Genomic DNA, 23,659 nt, shown 5'->3' on the forward strand with positions numbered 1-23,659 from the left:
AGCGGATAGGCGTAGAAGAGGACGAGGTAGAGGGTCACCGGAGCGAGGAAGGCCCAGGCGGCCCACTGCTGGGAGGCCGGACGGCGTCGTGTCGCGGCACGGGCCGGGGGCGGGGCGGAGACCGCCGCCGTCCCGATCGGGGTCCGCACGGGCCGGTGGCCCGGCGGACGTGCCGTCTGCTTCATCGGACCCATGTCACTTGACCGCGGCCTGCGCCGACGTCAGCGCGTCCTCGGGCGACTTCGACCCGCTGAGAGCGGACTGGACCGCCTTCCACAACTGCTCCGAGATCTTCGGGTACTTGGTGCCGAGGTCGCCGCTGGTGCGCCCCTTGGCCGACTTGACCGCGTCGACCCAGGCCTTCAGCTCGGGGTTCGCCGCCACCTGCTTGTTCTGGACCTCGCTCGTGGGGGCGACGTAGGACAGGGTGGTGTCGGTGTCGTACAGGTTCTGGGTGCTGGTCAGGCAGGTCGCCAGCTTCTGCGAGGTGGTGTAGCGGCCGGTGTCGTCCTGGACCGGGAGGGTGACGAACTCGCCGCCGGTCGGGGCGGCGGCGTTGCCCCCGTCGGAGCCCGGGATCGGCAGGACGCCGTACTCGAAGCCGGCCTTCTCGGCGTTCGCGAGCTGCCAGGTGCCGTTCTCGGCGAAGGCGTAGTCGCCGCCGGCGAACTCCTGCCAGCTGGTCGTCTGGGTGTTGTTGATCACCGAGTTGGGGGCGTAGCCCTGCTTCAGCCAGTCCTGCCACAGCGACAGCGCGGAGACGGCCTCATCCGAGTCGAGTTCGGTGAGCTTGGCGCCGGAGCCCCAGAACCAGGGCAGGAACTGGAAGCTGCCCTCCTCGGTGCCGATCGCCGAGAACGTGATGCCCTTCTTGCCGGCCTTCTTGACCTTGGCCAGCGCCGCCGTCAGCGACTTCCAGTCCTTGACCGAGGCGATGTCCACCCCGGCCTCCTTCAGCACCTTCTTGTTGTAGTACAGGGCGAGGGTGTTGGCGCCGATCGGCGTGCCGTAGGTCTTGCCGCCCGACTGGCCGGCCGCGAGCAGGTTGGGGTCGACCTTGGAGGTGTCGAGCTTGTTGTCGTCGGTCGTGGTGAGCACGCCCGCCTCGGCCAGGGTCGAGACGACGGGGTTGTCGACGATGAGGACGTCCGGGGAGTTGCCCTGCTGGGCCGCGAGCAGCGTCTTGTTGGGAAGGTCGCTGGTGTCGAAGCCGGTCCGCTTGATCTTCACGCCGGCCTGGGTGCCGCACTTGTCCAGCAGCTTCGCCCAGGCCGAGCTCTTGTCGAACTGCGGGTACGGGTCCCAGATCGTGTAGGTGCCGCTGTCGGCGTTCTTGGCGTCGGTGCTGCCCGCGCCGGAGGAACAGGCGGTGCCGACGACGGCGACGACGGTCGACAGGGCCACGGTGGCGAGGAGCCGTCTGGAGGAGCTGTGCATGGCGGGTCCTTCGTTCTCGGCATACGGGTGCCGTGGGAGGGGTGACGAGGGGGTGCGGGTACGCCGAACGGCGCTGGCGTGCCAGTGAGAAGAGTCCGAGGAGGGTTCGGGGATCAGACGTTCGAGGGTCAGGCGGAGGGCGTACCGCCGACGGGCCCGGTGCTCGCCCGCAGGGAGATGGGTGGCGCGAGAAGGTGGTGCCGAGGCGGCGCGCCGGGATGGTCGAGCCGTTCGATGAGCAGGTCGACGGCGAGGTGCCCCATCTCCTCGGCCGGTACGTCCGCCGCGGTGAGCTGCGGGGTCACCGTCTCCGCCCACCGGCCGGCCACGACTCCGGTGACGGAGAAGTCCCGCGGCACATGGCGGCCCGCCTGGGCGAGCCCCCGGTAGAGACCGCCCAGCGCGGCCTCGTTCAGCGTGACCAGGGCCGTGGTCGCCGGATCGTCGTGCAGGATCCGCTCCAGGCACGCCTGGCCGGACGCGGCATCGTCCCCGCAGCAGTACGTCCGCACCGTCAGCCCGCGTTCGGCCGCGGCCTTGGTGAATCCGTCCAGTCCCCGGTGCGCGGACTCGTATCCCGCCCGCAGGAGCTGCTCCGGCCGGTTGACGAAGGCGACCCGGCGGTGACCGAGGTCCGCGAGATGGTGCACGCACGCCGCCGCCAGTGCGGTGTGATCCAGACCGACCCACCAGCCGCTCTCCGGGTGCGCGGTGCGGCCGATGGCGACGGCGGGGAAGTCCAGCTCGGCCAGGTGGTCGACCCGGTCGTCCGCCAGCCTGATCTCCATCAGGATCGCGCCGTCGACCCGTCGCTCCCCCAGCAGCCGCTGGAACGAGCGGTCGCTGTCCACACCGCTCGGGGACAGCAGCACGTCGTAGTCGTGGGCCGCGGCGGCCTCGACGACACTGCCGATGAAGTCCAGCTGCATGCCGGTGTAGTGGTTCCCGGCGGGCGGGAAGACCAGGCCGATCGTGCTGGTCCGGCCGTTGGCCAAGGCGCGGGCGCTGGCGTTGGGCCGGTAGCCCAGCTCGTCGATGACGTCCTGGATCTTCCGGCGGGTCTCGTCCGACACCGGACGCTTGCCGCTCAGCGCGTACGACACGGTGCTCCGCGAGACACCGGCCCGCCGGGCGATCTCACCGATGTTCACGGGGAACTCCTTGCGTGGGCTGTCGAACCGATGGCTGTCGAACCGGTTCGCGTGAAGTGAAGCTAAGAACTGCCCGGGCGGCTGTCAACACCCCGCGCAGCACTTCTTGTGCTGCGGCAGGGGTATTGCTGGTGGATTTCGCCGGTGCTAACTTCCTGCGAACCGGTTCGACGAGCGGCCGTCTCTGCGCGCCACAAAGGGACCACGGACGGGCCGCAGCCCATTTCCCTGCGAGGAGTCGAACCGGTTCGACTCCTGCAGTGCCCGATTCAGCGTCCGAGCAGTCAGCCCCAGCAGTCAGTCCGAGAAGTCAGTCCGAGCAATACGGAAACCACGGAGACCTCAGTGCGACGAAGTAGAACGACTGTGGCCGGAGCCGCGGTGACGGCCACCCTCGCCACCCTCCTGGTCGGCCCTTCCGCAGGAACCGCCGGAGCCGCGGAGCCGGAACGGCTGGTCATCGACCTCGCCACCGACACCGGCGCCTTCCACGGCGGCGCCGCCGGATCGCTGTACGGCGTGTACGGCGACGGCGTGCCGAGCCGCAACCTCATCGAGGGTATGCATCTGCGCACGGTGTCGACGAAGGCGCAGGACGGTCCGCAGCACCCGGGAGCGGACGCGCTGGAGATGCTGCCGCCCTTCGTGGACTCGGGCGGCAAGGACGTCTACATCTACATGACCGACATCTACCGCGGCTTCCCGTACCAGTGGCCGGGCGCGGACGGTCCGGCGCGGCTCGCCGACTTCAAAAAGAAGATCAAGAAGCAGGTCCAGCAGGTCCTGACCATGGGCGAGTACAAGGACAACGTCGTCTACGTGCCCTTCAACGAACCCGAAGGGAACATGTTCGGGACCGGCGAGTGGAGCTACAACAAGGTCTCCTGGCTGAAGGACCCCCAGCACTACTTCGCGGCCTGGAAGGAGGTCTACCACCTCATCAAGGGTCTCGACCCGGACGCCCGCATCGCCGGCCCCAACACCAGCGTCCTCTACAGCCAGGTCAAGGGCTTCCTCCAGTACGCGAAGGCCAACGACGTGGTGCCCGACGTGATGACCTGGCACGAGCTGTCGTCGCCCGCCGCGGTCCGCACGAACGTGGCGAAGTACCGGCAGATGGAGAAGGACGTCGGGGTCGGCCCGCTGCCGATCAACGTCAACGAGTACGGGCACAACTACCACCTGTCCGTGCCCGGCCAGGTCGTCCAGTGGGTCTCCGCCATCGAAGAGTCCAAGATCGACGCCGACCTGGCGTACTGGAACATCGACGGCAACCTCAACGACTCGGCCGTGGAGGCCAACAAGGGCAACGGCCAGTGGTGGCTGTTCAACGCCTACGGGCAGATGTCCGGCCACACGGTCGAGGTGACCGCCCCGCACCCCAACCAGCAGTACACACTCCAGGGCGTGGCCACCCTCGACCAGGACAAGAAGCAGTCCCGGGCCCTCTTCGGCGGCAAGAGCGGCGACGCCGACATCGTCTTCGACCACGTCGACCCGAAGCTGTTCGGGAAGACCGTGCGCGCCACCGTCCAGGAGATCCCCTGGAGCGGTCAGGTCGGCGACTCGGCACAGCCGTTGCGGCTCGCGGACCAGGAGCTGACGGTCGGCGCGGACGGCTCGGTCACGCTGCCGATGACCGGCATGAACGAGATGTCCGCCTACCAGGTCATCCTCTCCCCCGGCGGCAACGGCGGGAAGCCGGCCGCGCCTTCCGTGAGCTGGCGCAGGACGTACGAGGCGGAGAAGGCCACCTACACCGGCAAGGGCTACTCCAGGAACGGCCCCGAGGGCACGCCCTCCGACGTCGGCAAGTTCGCCACGTCGGGCGCCTACAACGTGGGCGGTCTGCGCACCGGCTCCGACGGGGTCCTCGCCTTCGACGTCGAGGTCCCGCAGGACGGCACGTACGACCTGAGTGTCTTCGCCAACTCCTACAACCTGTACGACCTGGTGAAGGAGCAGGGCCCGACCAACGTCTTCCTGCGTGTCGACGGCAAGGACCCGCAGGAGCTGCGGCTGCCGCTGGGCTACAAGTGGGTGGTGTGGGGCCACACCGACACGACGGTGAAGCTGACGGCGGGCAAGCACCGCATCACCCTGGCCGCGCAGGACCCCGACCTCGGGGTCACCAAGGGCGACGCGATCATCGACAAGATCGACCTGTCCTTGCGCGACGAGAAGGTGACCGCCCCGGCGATCTACGAAGCCGAGTACGCCACGCTCAACGGTACCGAGCCGCGTTACACGTACCGCAGTGCCTCGGGGCCGGGCGCGGTTCCGCTGCCGAAGGGCGCCTCCGCGACCTTCTGGGTCCACTCCCCCACCGACGGTGAATCGACCGTGTCGGTCGACCACTTGGGCGGCGGCCACGCGAGCCTGGCACTCAACGGCGAGAAGCTCGACCTGCCGAAGACCGGCGGGGCCAAGAAGGGCACGGACACGGTCCGGATGTTCCTGTCCGGCGGCATCAACAAGATCACCTTGACCGGTACGGGACGCGAACTCGTCCTCGACCGGCTGCGGGTCGCCCCGTCGAAGGGCACCCTGGTGCCCACCGTCCAGCAGGCGGAGAACGGCACGCTCACCGGGGCGGCGAAGGTCACCGACGCCTACACCTTCGCCACCAACGGCAAGGCCGTCACCGGCATCGGCGACGGAAAGGCCAACGCCCTCACCGTCGACGTGGTGGCCACCAGGGCCGGGCGGCACGCGCTGACCATCCGCTACTCCAACGCCGAGCAGGCGCCGGCCACCCACTACAACCCCGACCCGATCGCCCGCCACGCCGACCTCTCCGTCAACGGCGGACCGGCGCGCCGGGTTCTGTTCCCGACCACCTTCCACTTCAACAACTTCTGGGACCTGACCGTCCCGGTCACCCTCGAAAAGGGCACGAACCGGCTCACCTTCACAGCGGAGGAACTGCCGGACTTCGACGGCGACACGTACAACCAGTACGACCAGCGGTCCCCGTACGCACCGGTGATCGACCGGATCGCCGTCACGCCGATGGCTGCGAAGTAGCCCCTGGTGAGCGCGAGGCGCCGATCCGGAAACCCGGTCGGCGCCTCGCCCCGCGCGTCAGTGCCCGCGCCGTGTCACCCACACGCAAGACGGTTGAAGCCGGCGAGGCGGGGCGAGACGGTGAAGGGAAAGCCGCCGCCGTCGGGGGTTCTCAGGGCTGCCACGATGTCGGGGTCCGGTTCGCCGAACACCTCGAAGTGCTGCACGGTGCAGTGCTCCATCACGCCGCGGATGTACGGGTCCGACAGCCTCCAGTGCGTGCGAATGGCATCGGAGTCGCGGTAGAGCTGGAAACTGTGCGCCAGCATCCGCTCCTCGTCGATGAAAACCTCCACCATGAGCTGCGGGCCGTGCTCTCGGGTGAAGGCCACCGCCTGAGTGACAGCTCGCCGGAAGCCGTCGAGATGACCGTCGGTGATGCGCATCGTGTTGCGGAAGAGGATGGTTCCGCCGGTTGTGATCTCCATACGCCGAGGGTCGTACCTGAACCAAGCTTGAGGTCAAGAGTCAGTCGAGCGCGGTCCGTGTGCCTCTCCAGGGCTTGGATGAGCTGAGCCTGGAACTGTTCGTCCTGCGAGGCGGGGTGGGGTGGGGTGCCCGGGTCTGCCGGTGGTACCGGTAGCCGCCGGGCCACGGCACCGAACCGGCGGCCCGGACGGCCGCCTGGCCCACTTCCGAACTGGCCTGCACGCTGCGCCCCGACGCGCCCGCCTTCGCCGACCACCTGCCGGACGAGCCCTGGCGACTGATTCGACGGTCAGCCCTCACACCGCGCCGCCTTCAGGAGCGCGGGACGGCCCCGCCGCGGCGCTCGTGCCGTCTCCCGTGGCGCCGGCGCCTACCGACACGGCGCCTTCCCGCGGGCCGCCCACGCCGATGCCGCCGCCGCGGCACTGCGCAACTGGGCGATGAACCTCCACGAGGAGCTGGCCGGCAGCGGCATCCAGTTCGCTCACGTCGCCCTCGACGTGGCGCTCGGCATGTCCCCCTCCTACGGTCGGCCGACGGCCACGCTCGACCAGGTCTCGCCCCTCCACCGGGACCTGCACACCGCACACCGCGACGAGGCCGAGCGGATCTTCCGTGGCTGACAGTGTGACCCCGCGAAGGTGGGCGACCACCGGACTAGGTCCTTGGTGCCCGGTCCACTCGGCCCGAGGTCCGATTCGCCGTTCCCTGACAGCAACTAGCGTCCCACTCATGCGCTTAGGACTACTTGGCACCGGCAACGTCGCCCGAGCACTGGCCCACGGCTGGAGCGCCGCAGGGCACGACGTACTCCTCGGCTCACGCCGACCTGAGGAACGGGCGGACCTCGGTCTCCCAGTGGCGAGCCTGAAGGACACAGCCGCTCACGCGGAGGCTCTCGTCAACGCCACCCCGGGGACCGCCTCCGTGGAACTTCATGGCCGTGTTCGGCGGCGCCAGCATCGTCGGCCCGCTGGTGGGCGGCGCGTTCGCGGACCGGGCCGAGCTGCTCGGCATAGCCGGCTGGCGGTGGATCTTCCTGATCAACGTGCCGCTCGCCGCCGCGGCCGCGGTGGCGATCACGCGCGTGCTGCGCTTCCCGCACCGGCGGGTGCGGCACCGGCTCGACTACGCCGGGGCGCTCGCCCTGGCCGTGGGGCTGGTGCCGCTGCTGACGGTCGCCGAGCAGGGCCGCGTCTGGGGGTGGGGCTCGCCCCTGGCCCTGTTGACGTACGCGGTCGGCGTGGCGGGGCTGGCCGTGTTCCTCGTGGTGGAGCGGCGGTCGGGTGACGCCGCGCTGCTGCCGCCGCGCCTGTTCCGCATCCGGTCCTTCCGGCTGGGCGTCGGGCTGCACTTCGTCGTCGGCATCGGCATGTTCGGCGCGATGACGACGCTGCCGCTCTATCTCCAGCTCGTCCGTGGCATGAGCCCCATCGCTGCGGGACTGGCCACCCTGCCCACGGTCGCCGCGAACCTCGCGGTGACGCTGCTGACGGGCCGGATGATCGCCCGGACCGGCCGGTTCAAGGTCCATCTCGTCGCCGGTGTCGGCTCGTTCACCGCCTCGATGCTCGTGTTCGCCACGCTGCGCGTGGACAGCCCGCTGTGGCACCCGGCGCTCGGCATGGCCCTGATGGGCGCGGGACTCGGTGCGTCGATGCAGACGCTCACCACGCTCGCGCAGTGCGAGGTGCCCCGTACGGACATGGGCGCGGCGACGGCGTCCGTCAACTTCTTCCGCTCCAACGGCGGCACGGTCGGTACCGCGGCCTTCCTGTCGATCCTTTTCACCACGGCGGCCGGCAGCATCGCCGAGCGGCTGGCCGGGGCCCGCCACGACCCGGCCTACCGCCGTCTTCTGGCCCAGCCCGACAACGCGCACGCCCTGACGGGCGTCCTCCGCCCCGGCGGCGGGGTCAACCTGGAGGACTCCGCCTTCCTGCGCACCCTCGACCCGAGCGCGGCCCTGCCGTTCCTGGAGGGCTACGTCACCTCGATGCGCATCGTCTTCCTCACCGGCGCGGCGGTGTCCCTGGCCGCCTTCGCGCTGGCGGCCTGGCGGGTTCCCGACCTCACGCTGTCCGACGAGTAGCGTCCAGAGAACGTCGTATGTCGGGTCGTGGCCCCATCTTGAGGAGGGGCTCGTCATACTTCCGGGGGACGGGCCGGCCCACCCTCGCACTTTCGGCCGTCCCCGGAAACGGGCATGTGGAGGGACGCCCCGCGGATCACGGGCGCAGACGATGGACGGGTCCCCGCAGCACAGTTCCCGACAGGAGCCCCCTCGTGATCACCACACCCACCGCTCACCGTGCCACCGCGGTGGCCGCACGCGCCGAGGATCTGTCCAAGGTGTACGGACAGGGCGAGACCCGGGTGATCGCCCTGGACCAGGTCACCGTGAACTTCCACCAGGGCGAGTACACCGCGATCATGGGGCCCTCGGGCTCGGGCAAGTCGACGCTGATGCACTGCGTGGCCGGGCTCGACACCTTCAGCGGCGGCTCGGTCCGCATCGGTGACACCGAGTTGGGCCCGCTCAAGGACAAGCAGCTGACGCGGCTGCGGCGGGACAAGATCGGCTTCATCTTCCAGGCGTTCAACCTGCTGCCGACCCTGACGGCCCTGGAGAACATCACGCTGCCCATGGACATCGCCGGCCGCAAGCCCGACAAGGAGTGGCTGGGCAAGGTCATCGACATGGTGGGCCTGTCCGATCGGCTGGGTCACCGGCCCGCGCAGCTCTCCGGCGGCCAGCAGCAGCGCGTCGCCGTGGCCCGCGCGCTGGCCTCCCGCCCCGAGATCATCTTCGGGGACGAACCGACCGGAAACCTGGACTCGCGCTCCGGCGCCCAGGTGCTGGGCTTCCTGCGCAATTCCGTACGGGAGATGGGGCAGACCGTGGTGATGGTGACCCACGACCCGGTGGCCGCCTCCTACGCGGACCGGGTGATCTTCCTGGCGGACGGCCGGATCGTCGACGAGATGCTCCGTCCCACGGCGGACGGCGTGCTCGACCGCATGAAGGAGTTCGACGGCAGGGGCCGCACCAGCTGAGCCTCCCCGGGGCGCAGCCCCCGCTCCCCGCCCATCACCGGACACCCACCCCAGGATCCCCATCCCATGTTCCGTACCGCTCTGCGCAATGTGCTCGCGCACAAGGCCAGGCTGCTGATGACCGTGCTCGCCGTGATGCTCGGCGTGGCCTTCGTCTCCGGCACCCTGGTCTTCACCGACACCCTCTCCCACGCCTTCCGGAAACAGTCGGCCAAGAGCTACGACGACGTCGCCGTCGGCATCACCTCCTACGTCGACAACGACACCGGGCAGGAGACGGGCCTGTCCCAGCGGACGCTCGACAGGATCGGCAAGCTGGACGGGGTCGCCTCCGTCACCGGACGGGTGAACGGCTTCGCCGGGGTCGCCGACCCCGACGGCAAGCTCATCGGCGCCGAGTGGTCCAACACGGGCTCCAACTTCGCCCCCGGCAAGGACGGCGAGGACCCCGCCTACGACTTCACCGACGGCTCGGGCCCGGTGCGGGACGGCCAGATCGCGCTCGACAAGGACACCGCCGCCAAGGGCGAGTACGAGGTCGGCGACAAGGTACGCGTCGCCACGAACGGACCGGTCAAGGAGTTCACGCTCACCGGTGTCTTCACCACCGACGACGGCGCCGTCAGCGCCGGCGGCAGCCTGGTCCTCTTCGACACCTCCCTCGCCCAGCGCCTCTACCTGAAGCCGGGCCACTACCAGGACGTGACCCTCACCGCCGCGCCCGGCGCCGACGACGAGGAGATCCTCGACACGGTCAAGCCGCTGATACCCGAGAACGCCGAGGCGAAGACGGGCGCCACGCTCGCCGAGGAGCAGGCCTGGAGGATCGAGCAGGACATGAGCAGCCTCAACCAGATGCTGCTGAGCTTCGCCGGCATCGCGCTCTTCGTGGGTGTGTTCCTGATCGCGAACACCTTCACCATGCTGGTCGCCCAGCGCACGAGGGATCTCGCTCTGATGCGCGCGGTGGGTGCCTCCCGCAAGCAGATCACCCGCTCGGTGCTGGCCGAGGCCGGCCTGGTCGGCCTGATCGCTTCCGTGGTCGGCTTCGGACTCGGTGTGGCCCTGGCCGTCGGGCTGCGCTCGGGAATGGCCGCGTTCGACATGAAGGTGCCGGCCGGCCCCCTCGTCATCGGTGCGACACCCCTGATCACCGCGCTCGCCGTCGGCATCCTCGTCACCATGTTCGCGGCGTGGCTGCCGGGTCGCCGCGCCGGGAAGATCCCGCCGGTGGCGGCGATGAACAGCGTCCACGCGGCGCCGACCACCAAGTCGCTGGTCGTACGCAACTCCATCGGGGCCGCTGTCACCGCCCTGGGCGTCGCGCTGATCACGGCGGGTGCCGCGGCCGGCGAGCAGGGCCGGGAGATCATCGGCGGCGGTGCGTTCTTCGCGCTGGTCGGCGTGATCGTACTGATCCCGCTGCTGTCCCGCCCGGTCATCGCGCTCGTACGGCCGCTCCTGGTCCGTGCCTTCGGGGTGGCCGGCAAGCTGGCCGGGCAGAACGCGGTCCGCAACCCGCGCCGTACCGGTGCCACCGCCTCCGCGCTGGCCATCGGCCTGACGCTGGTCACCGGCCTGTCCGTGCTGGGCGTCTCGATGGGCGCGGCGCTGGACAAGGCGACCACCGACCAGATCAAGGCCGACTACATGATCGAGACGGCCGCCGGCGGCGGCGTGGACCGGTCCGCGCTGGCCGCGCTGGACAGGACTCCGGCTGTCTCGGCCCTCTCGCCGGACCAGTCCGCGTACTTCCGCGTCAAGGACGACTACGTGTCGGCGACGGGCGTCACTCCGGGCGATGTCCAGCGGGTCCTCGACATCGATGTGGTGAACGGTTCGCTGAGCTCGCTCGGCAAGGGGCGGATGGCGGTCAACGAGAAGACGGCCGCCGAGCAGGGCTGGAAGGTCGGTGCCACCGTGCCGGTCACGTTCGACGACGGCAAGAAGGGCTCCCTGGAGGTCGGCGCCGTCTACAAGGCGGGGGCGGTCCTCTCCTCGGTGCTGGTGGACACGAAGGTCATCGCTCCGCACGAGGCGAAGCCGTACATCTCCCGGATCTACGTGAAGACGGACGGCGGCCCGAGCGACGCGAACGAGAAGGCACTGGTCAACGCCCTCGGCAAGAACCCGGCGATCAGTGTCATGGACCACAAGGACATCCGCGACGAACTCGGCGGTGCCGTCAACATGATGCTGAACATCATGTACGGCCTGCTGGCGATGGCACTGCTGATCGCGGTGCTCGGGGTGGTCAACACCCTGGCCATGTCGGTCTTCGAGCGACAGCAGGAGATCGGCATGCTGCGCGCGATCGGCCTGGACCGCCCCCGGGTCAAGCGGATGGTCCGCCTGGAGGCCGTGGTCATCTCCGTCTTCGGCGCGGTCGTCGGCGTCGCCCTCGGCTCGTTCCTGGGCTGGGCGATCGGCCAGACCATCAAGGAAGAGCTGCCGCTGTACGCGCTGGTCGTCCCGTGGGACCGGATCGGGATCTTCCTGGTCCTGGCGGCGCTGGTGGGCGTCCTGGCCGCGATGTGGCCGGCGCGCAGTGCCGCGAAGCTCAACATGCTGAACGCCATCAAGGCCGAGTAGGCCGGTTGTCGGGGGGCCGGGTTCCCCTGCACTCACCATTGGTAACTATTCGCCCCGACGTAACCGGTGTTGGTGCGCGACGCATGTCACGCCACCCGGCGTTCGACGTGCTCACGGCGACCCGCCCGTCCCGCACTTCACTGGCCCGGATCGCCGGCAAGTGGACCGCCGTGATCGTGATCGGACTCGGTCCGGGCCCGATGCGCTTCGGCGACCTGCGCACCACGGTCGACGGGACCAGCGCGAAAGTCCTCACCGGCACCCTGCGGGACCGCGAACGCGACGGACTCGTCGCACGGCACGCGTACGCGGAGATACCGCCCAGGGTAGAGACGAACTCACGGCACTCGGACAGACCCTGCACGCGCCTCTGCAAGCGCTGGGCCAGTCGGCCGAAGCACACATTCCCGAGGTGCTCGCGGCACGCGAAACCTACGACGCTCAACGCGCAGGCAGCGCGCCGCAGCGACGCGGGACGGACTGACGCCAAAAGGCCTTCCCGACCGACGGCCGGGAAGGCCTTGATGCGTCGCGGCACTTCAGCCAGTTGGGGAACCTGGCGGGCTCACCGGCCCCAGAACTCGTCCTCGGCCGCCTGGTCGCCTGAGAACAGCCACATCTCGACGATCTTCCCGTCCCTGACGCGCAGGACGTCCACGCCGTCCATGCTCATCGACGCGCCGTCGCGCCGGCCGGAGAAGTGGATGCCGGCCGCCACCCCTGCTGATCTACCTGGCGCAGTACAAGGCACGCGCCACCTTCTTCGCCGTCGGCCAGAACGTCGCCGCCCACCCCGTTCGCGCCGCCCACGGCCAGGGTGCTGCCGTCGGACGAGAAGCGCCCCCACCGCCTCCGGCTCGCCCTGGGACACCGTGCCGGAGGTGCCGGTCAGCGCACCCGCACGGTGACTGAGGTCGCCGTCCCGCGTGACGTGCCCGGGGCGTCGTCGAAGGCGAGCCGGGAGCCGCCTGGTCCGCAGGACACACCGGCGCCTTAAGGCCCTCACCCTCACGCGGGGCCTGGCTGCTCCTCCAGCGCGCCCATCGCCCGGTCGAGCAGCACGGCCAGGGGAACAGCACCCTCGCAAGCCACCCACCCCGTGGCGGCCACGTCCAGGCAGGCGAGCGCGGCGGCGGCCAGTGCGCTCGGCCTGGTGTCCTCCGGCTGGTCGGGGCTGACCCCGAGGCGCCGGGCGACCTCCGGCACCAGCAGTTCCTGCCAGCTCCGTTGCTTCTCATAGTGCCCGGCGCGCAGCGACGGGGTCTCCTGGAGCATGCGCAGATAGCTGAGTGTCTGCTCGGGTGCCTGCTCGTTCATCCGCGTCAGGACATCGAAGGACCGGCGCAGCGCCTCCCAGGGCCGCTCGTCGTCAGGGCGGGCGGCGAGCGCCTCCGCGATCCGGCGACCGGACTCCGCCAAGCGCCCGAGGACGATTTCCTCCTTGGTACCGAAGTACCGGAACAGGCTGGCGCGCGACAGACCCACCTCGGCGGCGATCTGGTCGACGGTCGTCTTGTCGAACCCCTGCTCGGTGAAGAGCCGGTGCGCCACCTCGACCACTTCCGTCCGAACCGTCGCACGCATGCGCTCACGCAAGCCGGGCGGCTTGCCTGCGGACTGGGCGGCGGTACGGGCGGTCTCGGTCATGGCAGAAGGGTACAGCAAGGCTCAATTTGATACCGAGTATCAGACGCGAGTGACGCCGAGCACCTCGCCGACTGCCCCGGCACCCTGGACGACCACCCGAAGAGAGCCTAGATTTTTCGTCTAGATCTGGACAACCAGTCCAGAAGCACCTCTGGGGGCAGGCCTTGTGAAACGCATCGGGCATGAAGGCACTCGTACGGCGCGATGTCTCCCAAGTGATCGTCTACAACTACGCCAAGTGAAGGGCAGTCCATGACCTCCGCCGGATCGGCCACCGACCCCGCACCCGCCTCCTCGTCCGGCTCCGGCCGGCCACCGGCTGCGCACCGCCTGCTCCACATCACCGAGGAGCAGACCGCCGCAATCGTGGACGAGGACCTGGCGCTCGAAGCGGCCCGTGCCGCCTTCGCCGCGACGGTGGACGGGCCGGTCTTTCCCAGTCTGACCGTCCACGGGTCCGACCCGCGCAACCGATTCACGCTCAAGCCGTCCGCGCCGGCGACGCATGCCGGGGTGAAGATCGGTACCTACTGGCCGGGCAATGCCGAGCACGGACTGCCGCGCCACCACTCCACCCTGCTCCTCTTCGACCAGACGACCGGCAGGATCGCGGTGTCCTGGAGGTCGGCACCGCGAACGCCTACCGGACCGCTGTGGCCGACGCCCTCGCCGTCGACCTTCTGGCCCGGGCCGACGCCACCACCCTGGCCGTCTTCGGCACCGGGCACCAGGCGGCCTACGAGGTGGCGGCCGTCAGCCGCATCCGTCCCGTCGAGGAGGTCTGGTCGTGGGACGGACCGCCGAGCGGGCCGAGCAGATGGCCGCGGCGCTGACCGCGGAAGGCCACAACGCCCGTGGCGTCGGCGCCGAAGAAGCCTGCGCCCGGGCCGATGTGATCGTCACCGCCACCACCGCCACGATCGACACCCCGCCGCTGTTCGACGCCGCGTGGGTCCGCCCCGGTACGCATATCTCCTGCATGGGCGCCGACGCCCCCGGCAAGCGGGAACTCCCGTCCGACCTGTTCAGCCGTGCTCGCGTCTTCTGCGACCTGTCCGAGCAGGCCCGCCGCATGGGCGAGAGCCAGCACGCTCCTGCCGAGGCGGCTCTCACCCCACTCGGCGAGGTCCTGGCCCACCGCGCCACGGGACGCACCGACGACAGCGGCATCACGATCTTCGACAGCTCCGGAATCGGACTGCAGGACCTGTCTCTGGGCCTGGCCCTTCTGAAGAAAATGGACATCTCCCTGTGAACACCCTCGCACCCGCCACCAGCCCCAGCGCCGCCCGGACGCTCACCGACCCCGACACCCCGTTCGCCGTCGTCGACATCCACAAGACCCGGCGCAACATCGAACGACTGGCAGCCAAGGCCGACCGGCTCGCGGTCGCCCTGCGCCCCCACGTGAAGACGGCCAAGAGCCTGGATGCCGCCGCCCTCCTGCACGACGGCTCCCCCTGCCCCATCACCGTCTCCACCCTCGCCGAGGCCGAGGCGTTCGCCGACGGCGGCTACACCGACATCACCTACGCCGTCGGCATCGACCCCCACAAACTCCCGCGCGTCCTCGCACTGCTGCGCCGCGGTGTCACCCTGCGCATCCTGCTGGACAGCACCGCCCAGGCGGAGTCCGTCGCCGAAGCCTCCCGCCAGGCCGGCCTTCCCGTCCCCACCCAGATCGAGATCGACTGCGACGGCCACCGCGGCGGCCTCCGGCCCGACGCCCCCGCGATCGTCAAGATCGGCCGCATCCTGCACGACGCGGGCTGTCTGGACGGCGTGCTGACCCACGCGGGCGAGTCCTACTTCGCCTGCACCGCCGAGGAACAGCGTCTGGCGGCGAAGAACGAACGCGACACCGCCGTCACCGCGGCCGAGCGGCTGCGTGCGGCCGGCCTGCCCGTGGCCACCGTCAGCGTCGGCTCCACCCCCACCGCCCACGCCGCCGATGACCTCACCGGCGTCACCGAACTGCGCGCCGGAAACTACGTCTTCTTCGACTTGGTCATGGCCGGACTCGGCGTCTGCCGCATCGCGGACCTCGCCCTGTCCGTCGTCGTCACCGTCATCGGCCACCGCCCCGAGTACGGCTGGATCGTCACCGACGGCGGCTGGATGGCGATGTCCCGCGACCGCGGCACCGCCGTCCAGGCGCAGGACCAGGGATACGGCCTGGTCCTGCGCCTGGACGGCACCCTCGTCCCGAGCCTGGTCATGACGGCCGCAAGCCAGGAACACGGCACCCTCACCGCCCGCGACGGCGCCCCGCTGCCCGACCTGCCCGTCGGCACCCGCCTGCGCATCCTGCCCAACCACGCCTGCGCCACCGCCGCCCAGCACCAGGGCTACCACGTCATCGACAGCACCCGAACCACGAACACGGCACCGGAGATCCTGGGCTTCTGGAAGCGCGTCACCGGCTGGTGACCAACCGGGACGGGTTACCGCGTACACATATCGTCGCCAACTGCTCGTGCACCCCTGGTGGGTTGAGAGCTGCGAAGAACGCCGGCCCTGACGGGCGCTGCCGGCGTCCGGTCAGGCGACGGCACCCTGGGCCTGCGTGGCGACGTCGGCCCACTCCTCCCAGGCCTTCAGGCGCTCGGCGTAGACCTGCGGGACGAGGTGGAGCGGGGAGGTGCCGAAGAAGACCCGCAGGGGCGGGTTGTCGGCGTCCACGATCTTCAGCAGGGCCGCGCCGGTGGCGGTCGGGTCACCGCCCTCGATGTTGCTCCAGTTGGCGGCGAGGGCCGCGCGCAGGTCGTCGTAGGCGGGCAGTCGCTCGGCGAAGGTGGCGGAGGAGCCGGCCCAGTCGGTGGCGAAGCCGCCGGGCTCGACCAGCGTGACCTTGATACCGAATCCGGCGACCTCCTGGGCGAGCGCCTCACTCATGGCCTCGAGGGCCCACTTGGAGGCGTTGTAGACACCGAGGTTGGGGAAGGCGGTGACACCGCCGACGCTGGAGATCTGCACGATGTGGCCGCCGCCCTGCGCCCGCAGCAGGGGCAGGACGGCCTGGGTGACCCACAGGGCGCCGAAGAAGTTGGTCTCCATCTGCTCGCGGACCTGCTGCTCCGTCAGCTCCTCGACCGTGCCGAACAGGCCGTAGCCGGCGTTGTTGACGACGACGTCCAGACGGCCGAAGTGGTCGTGCGCCCGCTTGACGGCCTCGGTGACAGCGGCCTTGTCGGTGACGTCCAGGGTCAGCGGAAGGATCGCCTCGCCGTGGGCGGCCACCAGGTCCGCGAGGGAGTCGGTGGTGCGGGCGGTGGCCGCGACCCTGTCGCCGCGCTCCAGGGCCGCCTCGACGAACTGGCGGCCGAAGCCGCGCGAGGAGCCGGTGATGAACCAGATCTTGCTCACGAGAACACTCCTGTTTCGATGAAGTCTTACGAGGAGACTCTACATCAGCTTGAGACTCAGTATCAAGGTGAGTCGTGGGTTCGCTGCTGTACGCTGCCCGCATCAGCGAGGCACGTTTGACAACTGGAGGACAGAGATGTCTTCAGATGGGGCGCACGGTGACCAGGTGACGTCCGGACTCGACCGGCGTACTGAACTGAGGGAGTTCCTGCGTTCCCGCAGGGCCCGGCTCAAGCCCGAAGACGTGGGCCTGTCCTCGTACGGGCGGCGGCGGGTTCCCGGACTACGGCGCGAGGAGTTGGCGCAGTTGGCGGGGGTGTCGTACGCGTACTACGCACGCCTGGAGCAGGGCTACGGCGACACCATGTCGGCCGAGGTGCTGGACGCCGTCGCCCGCGCCCTGCGTCTGAGCCAGGAGGAGAGTGACCATTTGGTCCGGCTGGCTCAGCCCGAGCGTCAGAGCACGGCGCAGGCCGCACCCTCGCCGCAGCGACTGCGGCCCACCGTCCAGCACCTGCTCGACACTCTCGGTGTACCCGCGTACGTCGTCGGCCGGCGCCTGGACATCCTGGGGTGGAACCGGCTCGCCACCGCCGTCTTCGGGGACTGGGCCCAACTGCCGCCCGAGGAGCGCAACGTGGCCCGGCTGTTCTTCCTCTCGCCCGAGGCGCGCGACCGCTTCGCCGACCCGGACCGTAGCGCTCTGAGAATCGCCGGCGTGCTGCGCATGAACGCGGGCAAGAGCCCCGGGGATTCACACCTCTCTTCGCTGATCCAGGAGCTGTCGCAGAAGAGTGAGGAGTTCCGGCAGTTGTGGGCACGGCACGAGGTGAGCTGCCCGAGCACCGGCGAGTCCGTGCGGATGCGGCACCCGCTGGTGGGAGAGTTCGACCTCGTCCACGAACCCATGACGCTGCCGGGGGACGCCCCCATGCGGCTGATGACCTACCACGCCGAGCCGGGCTCCCGCTCGGAGGAAGCCCTGCGGATGCTGGCCAGTTGGGAAATGGAGCCGCTGCGCTGATCTCCCCCGTACATGTCACACCGTCATGCGGCCAGCACCGAGGAGGGTGACATGCCGGCCACCGGGACGGACCCGTGGATGGGGCCGGGGACGCGGGACAAGGGCAGGCCGGTGCCGTTGTTGACGCGGGCGATGAGCTCGGCGGTGATGGAGATCGCTGTCTCTTCGGGGGTGTGGGCACCGAGGTCGAGTCCGATCGGCGAGTGCAGGAGCGCGAGGTGCTCATCAGGCACGCCGGCCTCACGCAGACGTGCCAGGCGGTGTTCGTGGGTGCGCCGGGAGCCCATCGCGCCGATGTAGCCGACCGGGAGGCCGAGGGCCAGGCGCAGCAGGGGGATGTCGAACTTGGCGTCGTGGGTGAGGACGCAGATCGCGGTGCGGGCGTCGACTTCCGTGGCCTCCAGGTAGCGGTGGGGCCAGTCGACGACGACCTCGTCGGCGTGTGGGAAGCGCTGAGTGGTGGCGAAGACGGGGCGGGCGTCGCAGACGGTGACGTGGTAGCCGAGGAAGCGTCCGGCCTGGCTGAGGGCCGCGGCGAAGTCGATGGCGCCGAAGATCAGCATGCGGGGCGGCGCTGCCTGGGTGTGGACCAGGAGCGTCAGCTTCTCCGGGCAGGTGTCGGCGTCCCCGCCGAGCTCGACGCGGGCGGTCCGGCCCGCCCGAAGCAGCGCGCGGACCTGGTTGGCCGCCGCCCGGTCCGCCTGCCGGCTGCCGGCTGCCCAGTGTCCCGTCGTACGCGCTGCCGCCCCCGAGGACGGACAGGGTGCGGCCGAGAAAGCGCTGCGGCCCGTCCACCACCTGTGCCACGGCGACGGGCAGACCGGCCGACACCTGCTCCAGGGTGGTGGCGAGATGGGGCTGGTCGGCGGGGTCGACCCGCTGCACCAGGACCTCCACCTCACCGCCGCAGGTCAGGCCCACGGCGAAGGCGTCGTCATCGGAGTAGCCGAACCGGGCCCGTACCGGGGGTTCGCCCGACTCCAGTACCTGTTGGCACAGTTCGTAGACGGCCCCTTCCACGCATCCTCCGGAGATGCTGCCGACCGCCTCGCCGTCGGTAGCCACGGCCAGTGCGGTGCCGGGTGGCAGGGGTGCGCTGCCGCTGACCTGGACGACGGTGGCGAGGGCGAAGGGGCGGGCCTCGCGGCACCAGCGGTACAGCGTGTCCGCGATGTTCAGCATGAGTGGCTCTCCTGGGGGAGGTTGGGAGGCCCGCCGCCGTGCCGGCATGGGGGGATGGGGAGGCACGGCGGCGGGCCGATCAGTGGGACGGTCCTCGGGACCCCGCCGGGATGACGGGAGGGGCCCCGGCCGCCCGGGGTTCAGAGCAGGGCTACGGCGGTGATGGGCAGGTCGCGGACGCGGCGGCCGGTGGCGTGGAAGACCGCGTTGGCGATGGCGGGAGCCACGCCGATCTGCACCAGCTCCCCGAGGCTCTTCACGCCGATGGGGTCGGCCCGGTAGTCCTCCCCGTCGAGGTAGACGGCCTTGACGTCGGGGATGTCGGCGTGGACGGGCACGAGGTAGTCGGCGAGATTGGCGTTGACGATCCGGCCGTCGCGGTGGTCGGTGACCGTGTGCTCGAGGAGGGCCGCGCCCATACCTCCCACCATGCCGCCGATGGCCTGGCTCTCGGCGAGCTTGGGGCTGATGATGCGCCCCGCGTCGTAAACGCCGAGCATCCGCCGCATCCGGACCAGCCCGAGCCGGGCGTCGACCGCGACCTCGGCGAACATCGCGGCGTAGCCGTACATCGAGAACCGGTTGTTCTCCTCCGGGGTGTAGGACCCGCGCGCCTCCAGGTGGGTGCGGTTGTTGCGGGCCAGGAGCTGCCGGTAGGTCTCCCCGCGCGCGGCGTTGCCCTTGACGTGCAGCCGGCCGCCGCGGACCACGACGTCGTCGGCGTCGACGCCGTGCAGCGGCGAGCGCTCGTCCTCGACCGCGAGGGTGATGGCCTGCTGTCGCAGCTTGTCGCAGGTGTCCTGGACGGCGGACCCCACGCTGGCCGTGGTCTGTGAGGCGCCCTGTGGCGGGGCCGGCGGCATGGTGGAGTCGCCGAGCCGGAACTCGACGTTGCGTACGGGCAGGCCCAGGGCGTCGGCGGCGATCTGGGTCATGGAGGTGTAGGTGCCCGTACCCACGTCATGGGTCGCGGACTGGACCACCACGGTGCCGTCGGCATCGAGCCGGGCGTGGGCGTTGGCTCCTCCCAGGAAGACGTCGTAGCAGCCGGTGGCCACGCCGGTGCCGATGAGCCAGTCGCCCTCACGGGTGGAGCGGGGCTTCGGGTTGCGCCGGTGCCAGCCGAACTCGCGGGCGCCGACGCGGAAGCACTCGCGCAGCCGCCGGGTGGAGAAGGGCTGCTGCGTCGACGGGTCCTCGCCGGGTTCGTTGCGCAGCCGCAGCTCGATCGGATCGATGCCGAGCCTGTAGGCGAGTTCGTCCATCGCGGTCTCGATGACGAAGGCGGCGCTGCCGTAGCCGGGGCCTCGCATCCACATCGGGGTGCTGACGTCGAGCGGCACGATCTGGACGTTCTGGCTGACGTTGGGCACGGCGTAGAGCATCTGCCCAAGCGCCTGGTTGGCCTCCCAGAACTTCTCGTAGCGGGAGGTCTCGTACTTCATCTCGTGGGTCATCGCGGTCAGCCGTCCGCGCCGGGTACTGGCCAGGCGCAGCTTGTACTCGTACGCGGGTCGGTAGCCCACCGTGAAGTACATCTGCCTGCGGGTCAGCGCGAGTTTCACCGGGCGTCCCACCTCGCGTGCGGCGAGCGCCGCGATGACGACGTGCGGCCAGGTGCGCAGGGCGTTGCCGAACGCGCCGCCGACGAACGGCGAGAGGACGCGCACGTTCGCCGGCGGAATGCCGAACGCGGCCGCCGCCTCGTTCTGCGCGCCGATCACCCACTGGGTCTTGTCCCACAGGGTGAGCTTGTCGCCGTCCCAGCGGGCGATGGTGGCGTGCGTCTCCATCGGGTTGTGGTGGTTGCGGGAGAGCCGGAAGGCCATCTCCATCCGGACGTCCGCGGAACCCAGCGCTTCCTGGGCATCGCCCCGCGAGTAGGGCTGAGCGAAGGGCGCGGGCCCGTCTTCGGCCGGGCTGCGGGTCAGGTCGGTCGCGGGTTCCTCGGCGTCGTAGGAGACGTCGACCAGGTCGGCGGCGTGTTGCGCGGCCTCCAGTGTGGTGGCCACCACCACGGCGACCGGCTGGCCGAAGAACTGGACGGCATCGTCCTGGAAGGCGCGCAGCCGCCGGCCCGGGAAGGGGAAGGTGACCGGGTTGTCGCGGTACGCCAGCTTGGGCGCGTTGCGGTGAGTGATCACCTTCAGGACGCCGCGCTCGGCTTCGGCGGCGCGGGTGTCGATGCCGGTGATGCGGCCCCGCGCGATGGTGCTGTTGAGGATGACGGCGTGGACGACGCCGTCGATGTCGTGGTCGGCGGCGTACTTGGCCTGGCCGGTCACCTTCAGCCGTCCGTCCACCCGGGACAGCGGCGCTCCGACGGCTGCCTGGGGCTGCTGGCTCACTTGCCACCTCCTACGACGCGCAGTTGGCGCTCGACGGTCCGTTTGAGCAACTCGACCTTGAAACGGTTGTGCTGGAGGGGCCGGGCCCCGTCCGCCGCCCGCTCGGCGGCCTTGGTCCACAGGTCGTCGGACGGCCGCCTGCCGATGAGCTCCCGCTCGACGGCGGGCAGCTTCCACGGCACGGTGCCCACGCCTCCGGCGGCCACCTTCGCCTGGCGGATCACCCCGCCGCTGATGTGCAGGGCGACGGCCGCCGAGGTGAGCGCGAACTCGTAGGACTGCCGGTCGCGCACCTTCAGGTAACCCGACTTCAGCGGACGCGGAAGGGCCGGAATCTCCACTGCGGTGATCAACTCACCCCGGCGGAGGGCCTGTTCACGGTTGGGTGTGCTGCCCGGCTTGAGCAGGAAGTTCGCGAAGGGCACGGTCCGCTCACCGTCCGGCCCCAGCAGGACCACGGTCGCCTCCAGGGCGGCGAAGGCCACGGCGACATCGGAGGGGTGGGCGGCCACGCAGTCGTCGGAGGTGCCGAGGATGGCGTGGGTGCGGTTGACGCCGTGCAGGGCGGCACAGCCCGAGCCCGGCTCGCGCTTGTTGCAGTCGGCGGTCACGTCACGGAAGTACGTGCACCGGGTGCGCTGCATGATGTTGCCGCCGATGGTCGCCATGTTGCGCAGCTGCGCCGACGCGCTCAGCTCCAGCGCCTGCGAGATCACCGGAAACAGGGCGCGCACCCCGCGGTGGGCGGCGGCCTCGGACATCCGCACCAGCGCGCCGATGCGCAGGCCCCCGCGCCGGGTGACCACGATCTCGCGCAGCGGAAGGCCGCTGATGTCGACCAGCGTGCGAGGGCGTTCGACGGTCTCGCGCATCAGGTCGACCAGTGTGGTGCCGCCGGCGATGTAGCGGCCGTCACGGCCCGCGTCGAGGGCTTGCCGGGTGTCGGCGGCTTTGGTGTAGGAGAAGGGATGCATGGGGGCCGTGCCTCATTTCCCGTGCGCGGTCTGCTCGACCGCGCGCACGATCTTCACGTAGCAGCCGCAGCGGCAGATGTTGCCGCTCATGAACTCCCGGATCTCCTCCGGTGAGCCGGTGTGCCCCTCGTCGATGCAACCGACGCCGGACATGATCTGGCCGGAGGTGCAGTAGCCGCACTGGAAGGCGTCCTGGTCGATGAACGCCTGTTGCAGCGGGTGCAGCCGTTCGCCCTTGGCCAGGCCCTCGATGGTGGTGACCTCGGCGCCCTCCAGCCGAACGGCAAGCGTCAGGCAGGAATTGACCCGGCGTCCGTCGACCAGGACCGTGCAGGCGCCGCAGGCACCGGCGTTGCACCCCTTCTTCGAGCCGGTCAGCCCCAGGTGTTCGCGCAGCAGGTCCAGCAGGGAAGTCCGGTTGTCGACCGTGACGGTGCGCCGCTCGCCGTTGACGGTCAGCGAGACGCGGCTGCCGGGCGGCGCCTCCGCGGCGTCCGCGGGCTCGGCGCCGAACACGGACTGTCCCGCTGTCAGGCCGCCGACCACGACCGCACCGCCGACGGCGGTGGTAGCGATGAACGTGCGCCGGGACGGGGCGGACACAGGTCCCTCGGGCGATCCCTCGGGAGGAGAAACAGTTGACTCGGGGGGTTCGATGGACATGCCCACTCTCTTGGTCGACGGAAGACGGATGGCGGTGCCGACCACCGTCATGTGCACGAATCGGCGTGCGTGCGGGAAACGGCCCACGCCGCGGCGGACGAGCCGGGCCCTCGGCCCGGGAGGAGTACGACGGCCGGGGGTTGGACGCGTCCGGCAGCCGCCTCACCAGGCCTTCGGTGCGGCATGACCTCCACTGTGCTGCACGCGGCGCGATACAACGAGCGAACAGTTTTGGGACGACTCCGGTAGCTACCACTGCCGTTGGTACGTCTGGCAGTGGCAGGCAGAGCTGTCCGACACGCGTTCGGTGAGGCCGACGAGGGCGTGACGGCGGACGTCGGCCAGGGCCTCCTGGACGACACGGTATGGGGCTGCCTGCGGCAGCACTGCGGCGGGCTGCAGCCACGGCGTCACGCCGGCCGCGTACAGCCTTCTGCGCCGGCGGTCGCGTGGCGCGGCCGGCGGCGCAGAAGGCTGTACGCGGCCGGCCCGGTGATCACGTGCCAAGAGCTCACGGCGCGCCACAGTGAGCACGCGACCCGGCCGGATCGGCCGAACGGCCATCGCCGTCCGAGCGGGAGGCGCCGCAACAGTGGCCGAATGGCCGAGGTGCCCGGGATCCCGCGAGGAACGGGGGCGATGCCCGCCTCAGCCCTACCCGGTGCCGGTCACCGGGTCTCGCCCCGGCGCAGTGCTGTCGAGACACCAACCGCAGCGGAAGCC

Annotated in this window: 16 protein-coding genes and 5 pseudogenes; 10 read left to right on the plus strand and 11 right to left on the minus strand. The window is 70.3% G+C overall.

Going from position 1 to position 23,659, the window contains the following annotated elements:
• From AOQ53_RS37380 to AOQ53_RS37390, 3 genes and pseudogenes are all read right to left on the minus strand, one after another.
• Positions 1-185: pseudogene (locus tag AOQ53_RS37380) on the minus strand (sugar ABC transporter permease); the annotation flags it as partial.
• 10 nt (positions 186-195) lie between these two features.
• Positions 196-1,437, minus strand: a complete 1,242-nt coding sequence (locus tag AOQ53_RS37385) for a sugar ABC transporter substrate-binding protein (protein ID WP_059424279.1) — start codon at positions 1,435-1,437, stop codon at positions 196-198.
• Between the two features lie 128 nt (positions 1,438-1,565).
• Positions 1,566-2,588 carry a LacI family DNA-binding transcriptional regulator gene (locus tag AOQ53_RS37390; RefSeq protein WP_059424281.1) on the minus strand — a complete coding sequence of 341 codons (1,023 nt, stop codon included), beginning with the start codon at positions 2,586-2,588 and terminating at the stop codon, positions 1,566-1,568.
• 345 nt (positions 2,589-2,933) lie between these two features.
• On the opposite strand from AOQ53_RS37390, the gene AOQ53_RS37395 reads away from it, so the two are divergent.
• Positions 2,934-5,615 carry a carbohydrate-binding protein gene (locus AOQ53_RS37395; RefSeq protein ID WP_099054773.1) on the plus strand — a complete coding sequence of 894 codons (2,682 nt, stop codon included), beginning with the start codon at positions 2,934-2,936 and terminating at the stop codon, positions 5,613-5,615.
• Between the two features lie 74 nt (positions 5,616-5,689).
• Here AOQ53_RS37395 and AOQ53_RS37400 read toward each other — a convergent pair whose 3' ends face one another.
• Positions 5,690-6,040: a hypothetical protein gene (locus AOQ53_RS37400; RefSeq protein WP_236711946.1), complete on the minus strand. Its 351-nt coding sequence runs from the start codon at positions 6,038-6,040 to the stop codon at positions 5,690-5,692.
• A 483-nt stretch (positions 6,041-6,523) separates the two neighbouring features.
• Between AOQ53_RS37400 and AOQ53_RS37405 the strand changes: the two genes are divergently transcribed.
• From AOQ53_RS37405 to AOQ53_RS47105, 6 genes and pseudogenes are all read left to right on the plus strand, one after another.
• Complete coding sequence (locus tag AOQ53_RS37405; protein WP_059424285.1) at positions 6,524-6,706, plus strand: hypothetical protein; 183 nt, start codon at positions 6,524-6,526, stop codon at positions 6,704-6,706.
• A gap of 109 nt (positions 6,707-6,815) precedes the next feature.
• Positions 6,816-7,019: pseudogene (locus tag AOQ53_RS42400) on the plus strand (NAD(P)-binding domain-containing protein); the annotation flags it as partial.
• Between the two features lies 1 nt (position 7,020).
• The gene (locus AOQ53_RS37410) at positions 7,021-8,175 is read left to right on the plus strand and encodes an MFS transporter (RefSeq protein ID WP_236711947.1); all 1,155 of its coding nucleotides are present in this window, start codon (positions 7,021-7,023) and stop codon (positions 8,173-8,175) included.
• A gap of 194 nt (positions 8,176-8,369) precedes the next feature.
• Complete coding sequence (locus AOQ53_RS37415; protein ID WP_059424287.1) at positions 8,370-9,140, plus strand: ABC transporter ATP-binding protein; 771 nt, start codon at positions 8,370-8,372, stop codon at positions 9,138-9,140.
• Positions 9,141-9,206: 66 nt separating this feature from the next.
• The gene (locus AOQ53_RS37420) at positions 9,207-11,732 is read left to right on the plus strand and encodes an ABC transporter permease (RefSeq protein WP_059424289.1); all 2,526 of its coding nucleotides are present in this window, start codon (positions 9,207-9,209) and stop codon (positions 11,730-11,732) included.
• A 200-nt stretch (positions 11,733-11,932) separates the two neighbouring features.
• Positions 11,933-12,004, plus strand: a pseudogene (locus tag AOQ53_RS47105) (winged helix-turn-helix transcriptional regulator); the annotation flags it as partial.
• Between the two features lie 293 nt (positions 12,005-12,297).
• Here the strand turns inward: AOQ53_RS47105 and AOQ53_RS37425 are convergent.
• Together AOQ53_RS37425 and AOQ53_RS37430 are read right to left on the minus strand one after the other, a co-directional pair.
• Entirely contained in the window at positions 12,298-12,450 is a 153-nt protein-coding gene (locus AOQ53_RS37425; RefSeq protein WP_408055227.1) for a nuclear transport factor 2-like protein, read from the minus strand.
• A 290-nt stretch (positions 12,451-12,740) separates the two neighbouring features.
• On the minus strand, positions 12,741-13,379 hold the full coding sequence (locus AOQ53_RS37430) for a TetR family transcriptional regulator (protein WP_078945691.1): 639 nt from the start codon (positions 13,377-13,379) through the stop codon (positions 12,741-12,743).
• 653 nt (positions 13,380-14,032) lie between these two features.
• Between AOQ53_RS37430 and AOQ53_RS47110 the strand changes: the two are divergent.
• Both AOQ53_RS47110 and AOQ53_RS37440 read left to right on the plus strand, forming a co-directional pair.
• Positions 14,033-14,634, plus strand: a pseudogene (locus AOQ53_RS47110) (ornithine cyclodeaminase family protein).
• Positions 14,631-15,809 carry a DSD1 family PLP-dependent enzyme gene (locus AOQ53_RS37440; protein WP_059424291.1) on the plus strand — a complete coding sequence of 393 codons (1,179 nt, stop codon included), beginning with the start codon at positions 14,631-14,633 and terminating at the stop codon, positions 15,807-15,809. Before AOQ53_RS47110 ends, AOQ53_RS37440 begins: the two are co-directional and overlap by 4 nt.
• A 111-nt stretch (positions 15,810-15,920) precedes the next feature.
• Here AOQ53_RS37440 and AOQ53_RS37445 read toward each other — a convergent pair whose 3' ends face one another.
• On the minus strand, positions 15,921-16,745 hold the full coding sequence (locus tag AOQ53_RS37445; RefSeq protein ID WP_201785103.1) for an SDR family oxidoreductase: 825 nt from the start codon (positions 16,743-16,745) through the stop codon (positions 15,921-15,923).
• A 136-nt stretch (positions 16,746-16,881) separates the two neighbouring features.
• Here AOQ53_RS37445 and AOQ53_RS37450 point away from each other — a divergent pair, with 136 nt between their 5' ends.
• Positions 16,882-17,769 carry a helix-turn-helix domain-containing protein gene (locus AOQ53_RS37450; RefSeq protein WP_059424293.1) on the plus strand — a complete coding sequence of 296 codons (888 nt, stop codon included), beginning with the start codon at positions 16,882-16,884 and terminating at the stop codon, positions 17,767-17,769.
• A 23-nt stretch (positions 17,770-17,792) separates the two neighbouring features.
• On the opposite strand, the pseudogene AOQ53_RS37455 reads toward AOQ53_RS37450, so the two are convergent.
• The 4 genes and pseudogenes from AOQ53_RS37455 to AOQ53_RS37470 form a co-directional block, all read right to left on the minus strand.
• Positions 17,793-18,951: pseudogene (locus AOQ53_RS37455) on the minus strand (XdhC family protein).
• Between the two features lie 140 nt (positions 18,952-19,091).
• Complete coding sequence (locus AOQ53_RS37460; protein WP_059424295.1) at positions 19,092-21,299, minus strand: xanthine dehydrogenase family protein molybdopterin-binding subunit; 2,208 nt, start codon at positions 21,297-21,299, stop codon at positions 19,092-19,094.
• Positions 21,296-22,273 (minus strand): FAD binding domain-containing protein, encoded by a 978-nt coding sequence (locus tag AOQ53_RS37465; protein WP_059424297.1) that lies wholly within the window; start codon positions 22,271-22,273, stop codon positions 21,296-21,298. Before AOQ53_RS37465 ends, AOQ53_RS37460 begins: the two co-directional genes overlap by 4 nt.
• A 12-nt stretch (positions 22,274-22,285) precedes the next feature.
• Positions 22,286-22,936: a (2Fe-2S)-binding protein gene (locus tag AOQ53_RS37470; protein ID WP_059424308.1), complete on the minus strand. Its 651-nt coding sequence runs from the start codon at positions 22,934-22,936 to the stop codon at positions 22,286-22,288.
• Positions 22,937-23,659: the final 723 nt, after the last annotated feature.

Source organism: Streptomyces azureus (genome assembly GCF_001270025.1).
Taxonomy (GTDB): Bacteria; Actinomycetota; Actinomycetes; order Streptomycetales; family Streptomycetaceae; genus Streptomyces; species Streptomyces azureus.